This is a genomic window from Synergistaceae bacterium (genome assembly GCA_012728235.1).
GTDB lineage: Bacteria > Synergistota > Synergistia > Synergistales > Synergistaceae > JAAYFL01.
Window position 1 is genome coordinate 1 of the sequence record JAAYFL010000149.1, and the last position, 6593, is coordinate 6593.

Annotated in this window: 2 protein-coding genes; both read left to right on the forward strand. The window is 42.0% G+C overall.

All coding sequences use genetic code 11. From position 1 onward, the window contains the following. A partial coding sequence (locus tag GXZ13_07740; protein ID NLX75694.1) for a sortase occupies positions 1-480 on the forward strand: 480 nt, incomplete at its 5' end. A gap of 963 nt (positions 481-1443) precedes the next feature. Further along, positions 1444-6593, forward strand: a 5150-nt coding sequence (locus GXZ13_07745) for a hypothetical protein (GenBank protein NLX75695.1), incomplete at its 3' end; no start/stop codon positions are given.

A 6593-nucleotide genomic window follows, 5' to 3' on the forward strand; every position in this document is an offset into this window, starting at 1 on the left:
GAAAATAAGCCCCCAGTACAAACATCCCCCCTTCCCACTGATCCACCTGAAACCCTTGATTCTGAAATGCCTGTTACAGTAATTGACGGTTACGATTATGTTGGGTATCTTTCAGTTCCAAAGCTGGAGCTGATGCTTCCGGTCATGGCTGAGTGGGACTATGCAAGATTAAAAATCGCTCCTTGCCGTCAATTTGGTTCAACCAGAACAGATGACTTGGTGATTGCTGCTCATAATTATAAGAATCATTTTGGTTATCTATCAAAGCTGGAGGCAGGTGATACAGTCATATTTACGGATATGGATGGGATTGAGAATATTTATGAGGTTGATTATTGGGATACCTTGGCTTCTATAGAGGTTGAAGCAGTTCAGAACAGCGGATATGATTTAGTGCTATATACCTGTACCTATGGAGGAAAATCCCGTGTAGCAGTGTTCTGCAACCGCCAGAAGACTGCTGTTGATAGGCCAGACTAAATGGGACAGGTTTTTTTCGGAGCATGATATAGTTTAAATTAGCGACAAAGGGGCTAATAAGATTAACATTTGGGCCTTTTATTCCTAGTAGAGTTAGTATAGAATTAAGCCCCAGCATGTCCTTCTCCTTCCTATGGGTTTGCTCACTTATATGATAAAGTAAAGCGGGGCATGCCTCAGTTATTATAGACCCGTTAAAAAAACAATTAAAAAGTCAGAAAAAGTAATGGGCGAGGATGCTTGTTTAGGCAGGCATTTTTTATTTGCTATAAGGTAAAAGCTCTCTATGAAAATATCAACCTAATTAAAAATCCTATTCCTCTGATGGAATTTTTTATCTGGAATCAGAGCCCCTGTCAGGGGATATTTATCTTACCATCTTAATTTTCTGAGAATTAATTAAAAATGGATGATCTTGAATCCAAAAGACATGAATTCTAATTATTTTATCCATTGTTATTTAAGCCAAGAGAATATATAATTTGTTGAAACTTCATATAAAGAAGCAATATTCCATGTGATTCCAAGGTTTTTCCTCATATAATTCTAAATATTACACTAATTCCAAAAAAAACATCGTTCAGAAACCGTTCAGTCAGACATGGGGTCTTTTTCAGGCGGGAAAGGACATAATTTGTCTTTTTTATCCTTTTAAAAAGGTTGTTTTCATAATTACAGGTCATTTTTTGTTTGAAACTTCGCTTGAGGGGCAAAATAGAAGCCAGAGGGTTAGGATACTACTTATTATTTGGCAGGACAAGTACATATTTAAGGGTTAGTTAGACATTTGCATATTTTCCAGGTTCTGGAAAAAGCAAACCATCTAATAGTAGATGGTTTAACTAGATAATCATAGCCACTAAGGTGGTGCGTTATGTGGGAGCAAATTTAATTATTAGTTAGAATCTTTCGATTAAAGGTATTTTAATTTGCTCATGTCTTATCAAATAATAGGAGGATAGGATGAGAAATTTTCTTAAGAGATTTCTTGTATTCCTACTAATTTATGCTCTGACATTAAATGGATTTTTAGTATCCTTTGCCGGGGCAGTCCTAGTAGAAATACCAGAAGAAGAAGAGATCCTCCATGAGGAGGATGAAGGGGGAGATGTTTCTTCCTCTGAGCTTGGTGACACTTTAGATGAAGATGGAGATATAGAAGAAGACGAATTAGGAGAGATTGTAGCAGAAGAAGTTGTAGATGAATTTGAAGTCACTGAAGAAGATGTGTTTGAAATAAAAGAGGAAGACGAGGATGACGGCGAAGAGTTTCAGCTAATGGCAGCTTTTGCCATGGAAGAGGAGCCTGAAGAAGGACCAAGATCTCTATCTGCCAGTGCTGGTAGAATTAATGTAGAGATTATAGCTGACGAAGGTGTACTAGAACCTGGTTCTAGTCTAAGGGTTAGTTTGGTTGATGACTCGGCTTATAAGGATAACCTAGAAGCAGCCAGAGATAAAACCTTTAATAGACTGAAGGTCCTGGATATTGAGCTCCTGGATAAAGATGGTCAAGGTAGCCAGCCTTCTGGTAGTGTTCAGGTCTTGATTTCTGGCCTAGCCTACGGTAGAGAGGTTGAGGCCTACTACTTGGGACAAAGCCAGGGCCAGGCCATGATGAGAGCCGCACAGGCTTCAATAGAGCCTCTAGCAATAAATATCTCGGCTGGTGGTCTTAGCTTTTGGACTGATCATTTCTCCATTTATGCCTTAGCCGATATAGCTACTGCAGAGTATAACTTCTATTCTGGCGGTGTCTTGGTTGACAGCCAAATAGTTCAGGATGGAGAGTATCTACTAGAGCCTGAGCTTGCAGCAGAAGAAGGCAAGAACTTCAAAGGCTGGATATTAGAAAGTGAGACAGTAGCCTTTGATTTTGGGACAGCTATTAGTGTTTTAACCAGTGGTAGCTACAGGTTGGATGCGGACTTTGATGAAGGCTATTTTGTTTACTTTAATTACGCTGGAAGTGTTATCACTACTAAAAAGGTCCAACCAGGTCAGGCGGTAAATGACAGTGGAGTTAGTCTGGTTATAGATGAAACAGGCAAGGCCTTTGAACATTGGTCTTTAAGTGAAGGCGGGTTAGCCTATGACTTTAACCAGGCAGTAAACTCTGATTTAAACCTCTATGCAGTACTATCAGATAGATGGAAGGTCAGCTTTGATAGCCAGGGAGGCTCCCAGGTCCTACCCAAGTATGTGGTAGGGGGACAAGCCCTTGGAAGTCTTATTAGCCCTCAGCGAGTAGGCTATACTTTTATGCACTGGAATAGCCAGGCTAATGGTGGCGGCTCAGTCATTAGTAGCAGCACCCTGGTTAATGGAGATATGAGTGCCTATGCTATCTGGACTCCCAAGACAGTAAACTATAGCTTGGTTTACTGGAAGGAGAATGCCAATGATAGTGGCTACACTTATGAGAAGACTGTAACTAAATCAGGTTTAACAGGAAATAACACTAGTTTAAGTTCTTCAGATAAGGACACAACCATGTTTGAATATTTCTCCTTTTCCCATGACGATGGCCCCAAGGTCATAAAGGGAGACGGTTCAACAATAGTTAATGTCTATTACTCAAGAAAAATCTATAAGGTAGAATTTGTGCTTATACCTTCTAGTGGAACTAGGCCTGCTACAGCAAGCATGACTATTGGTGGCAACACCTACACCCATAATGGCACCAAGTACAGTTTCCAGGCCAAGTATGATTCAGATATTTCTGACAAATGGCCTACCGCTTCAAATGTGCCCAATGTTACAGAGGGAACTGGTAATAATAAGAAAACCTATCTTTTCCAGGGCTGGAGCCATCCAGATACTACTACTATTTTTGTATCTAAGAGGATGGACTTAACACCTAATCTCTTTAATGCCAATGGGACCACCAAGGTCTTTACTGGGGTATGGAGTGAAAATCTTAGTCTTTATACTCTCCACTACATGATAGAGAACCTACCAGGAGATACTGGTGGCCAGCTCTATAGTGGAAAGTATTATACTGAAGACCCTAAGTACTCTCAAACTGCCTATGCCAGTGGCAACTGGTCAGCTAAAGAGTTAAAAGGTGTCAAGCATCTGGTTACAGATCAAAAAAGTGATGGCAATGTTTATTTCTACTATGAGAGAAGACAGTATGATCTTGATTTTTTCAATCCAAATTTTGAGAAGAAAGAGAAATACCTTTTTGGGGCTTCAATAGCCTCTGCGAACTACACTCCAAACAGACCCAGTGGAGTAGGTAGCGATTACGTCTTTTCTGGCTGGTTCACAACCCCTAACTTTACCCCCGGGACTGAGTTTGATTTTGCCGGAAAGGTAATGCCAGAGCATAACATTGCCCTCTATGCCAAGTGGGCACCACCTGTGCGTAGAGTTCAGTACTATCTAGACCCAGCCAATAGTACTCTAGCTTCAGTAGAGAACATCCCCCATGGCAGCAGTATAAATGAGGGTCAGTTGGTTGGAAAGGTAATTCCAAACGGACTAATCGAAGGGGATTTCCTTGGTTGGTTCTGGTATGTGGATGGAGTCTTTGTAAAATTTGACTTTGATCTTCCTATAGAAAGGGATGATATTATTCTCTACCCAGTTTGGAATAGTCCTGATTATAGCGTCAGCTATGAGGCTGGTGAAGGTAGTGGTCCGGTACCAGTGGATAATAAAGATTATAAACTAGGTTCCGCTGCCAAGATTATGAGTAGGGGAGCCATGTCTCATTCAGCTGGTAAGGTTTTCCTAGGCTGGAAGGAAAAGGATGGAAGTGCTTTCTTCTACCCAGGTGACAGAGTCAATATTGAAGGAAATCTAGTCCTAGAAGCCGTCTGGGGCCCAAGACCTGAAACCACCAGCCTTATCTATGATGGCAATGGTGGACTAGATGGTGTGGATTCTCAGATTGTTCTATCCATGCCTAATAATTCTAGTCACCAGGTCAGGGCCAATACCTTTATTAAAGAAGGCCATGACTTTATAGGCTGGAATGTAAGAAGTGATGGAAGTGGTGCTGGCTTTGCCCCAGGCAGCCAGATAGTCCTAGATAATAAGGGACCTCAGAACTTCCTCTATGCCCAGTGGAGAAAGAAGAGCTTTACCGTAGACTATTTGGCAGCTAGCGGGGGTAGTATCCTAGGCAGTGCCAGTCAAACAGTTTCCTATGGTGGATCCACTGAGGAAGTCCAAGCCAAGGCAGATGCAGGCTACTACTTTGTAGACTGGGATGACGGCTCAGACCAAGCTATCCGCCATGAAGAGGATGTTAAGACAGATGCTGTTTATACCGCTAGATTTGCTAGGAAGGCCCAGCTTGAAGTTACAGCCAACAGTGCTAGCAAGGTCTATGATGGCCAGGTCTTGAGTGATTCAGGCTTCAGCCAGACTGGCCTTAAAACTGGGGATAGTCTAGAGGTAGTAATTTCAGGTAGCATTACCAATGTAGGATCTGTTGAGAACAAGGTTGATTCTGTCAAAGTAATGCGGGACGGTCTTGATGTCAGCCATGAATATGTAATTACCAAGGTCGATGGAACCCTAGAAATTTTCAAGAGGTCCTTGGAGATTACTGCAGGCTCAGCATCTAAGATCTTTGACGGTAGTCCTTTGACAGACAACAGCCATCAGATTACTGTTGGAAGCCTAGCTACAGGTCAAACCATTGAGTCTATCCTTATCACTGGCTCGCAAACAGCTGTTGGCACCAGTGCCAATGTGGCCAGTGGTGCTGTGATTAAAGAGGGCACACAAGACGTGTCTGCCAACTATGAAATCACCTATCTAAATGGCATTCTCAAAGTCCTTGGTGTGGGGATTTCCATTGACAAAGAATATGAGGATCTAGGTTCAGGCTTAATTCTGGAAGGCCATGAAATTCATTATACTATTAGAGTCACCAACATAGGTGAGGTTACTTTGACCAACATCTTGGTTAATGACCCTCTACTAGAAATAGAAGATTATTTTATTTCAAGCTTGGCTCCAGGAATTTCCCATGAAATCCTTGGTGTTTATGAGATTAAGCAAACCGATCTAGATAGAGGCATGGTTGTAAATGAGGCCTTTGTAACTGGTAAGGATCCCGATGGGAATTCAAGGGAGGATGAAACAGAAATAGAGACTCCTCTAGAGCAAGTGGCTGAAGTTGAAATAATAAAAACCTCTGTCTTTGATGACCTCAATGGCAATGGTAGAGCCGATGCAGGAGATAATATTATCTATAGTCTGCTAGTGCAGAATCTGGGTAATGTTAGCCTCTTTAACCTAGAGGTTAGTGACCCCTTCCTAGGACTAGTAGTGCCTATAGCAGAACTTGCACCAGGTGAGAGCGAAGAGATTAGCCATGAATATCTACTGGAACAGGAAGATTTGGATGCTGGCCAGATCCACAATATCGCCAGTGTAGAAGGCCAAGATCCTGATGGTGGTAAGGTCCAAGATGAAGACGAAGACCTAATCGGCTTTGAAAGTTCAGCCGATTTAACCTCCAGCAAAAAGGGTGTTTATGTGGATGCCAATGGTGATGGCAAGGTTAATTTTGGTGACAAGATCGACTATGCCATAACTATTGAAAACACAGGCAATATTACTCTTCACAACATTTCTGTTGTTGATACAATGATTGGCTTAGATGGACAGGTAGACGAACTTGCTCCTGGTGAAAAAGTCTTCTTTACAGGTAGCTACTTCTTTAATCAAGATGATCTAGATAGTGGTAGGGTTATAAACCAGGTCGAGCTTGAAGTCGACGAGATTGAAGACCCTGACCAGCCTGAAGATGAAGTAGACCTAGAGCATAGTCCAGGTATAGAGATAGAAAAGAGTGCTGAGGCTGAAGAATTAAGTAAGGTTGGAGATAAGATTGTCTACACCATCGTCGTAAGAAATACAGGCAATGTGACTCTTAAAGATGTTGAGGTTAAGGATGGGCTGGTAGATCTAGATGAGTTAATAGACAAGCTGGCTCCAGGTGAGTCAGCAAGCTTCTCGGTAGACTATGAGATTACTCAGGCAGACCTAGATAAGGGTCAGGTCCTTAACAAGGCAACAGTAACAGCCAAGGATCCAGATGGTGAAGACCATGGAGACCAGGATGAGGAGGAAACTGAGCTTGATTCAGA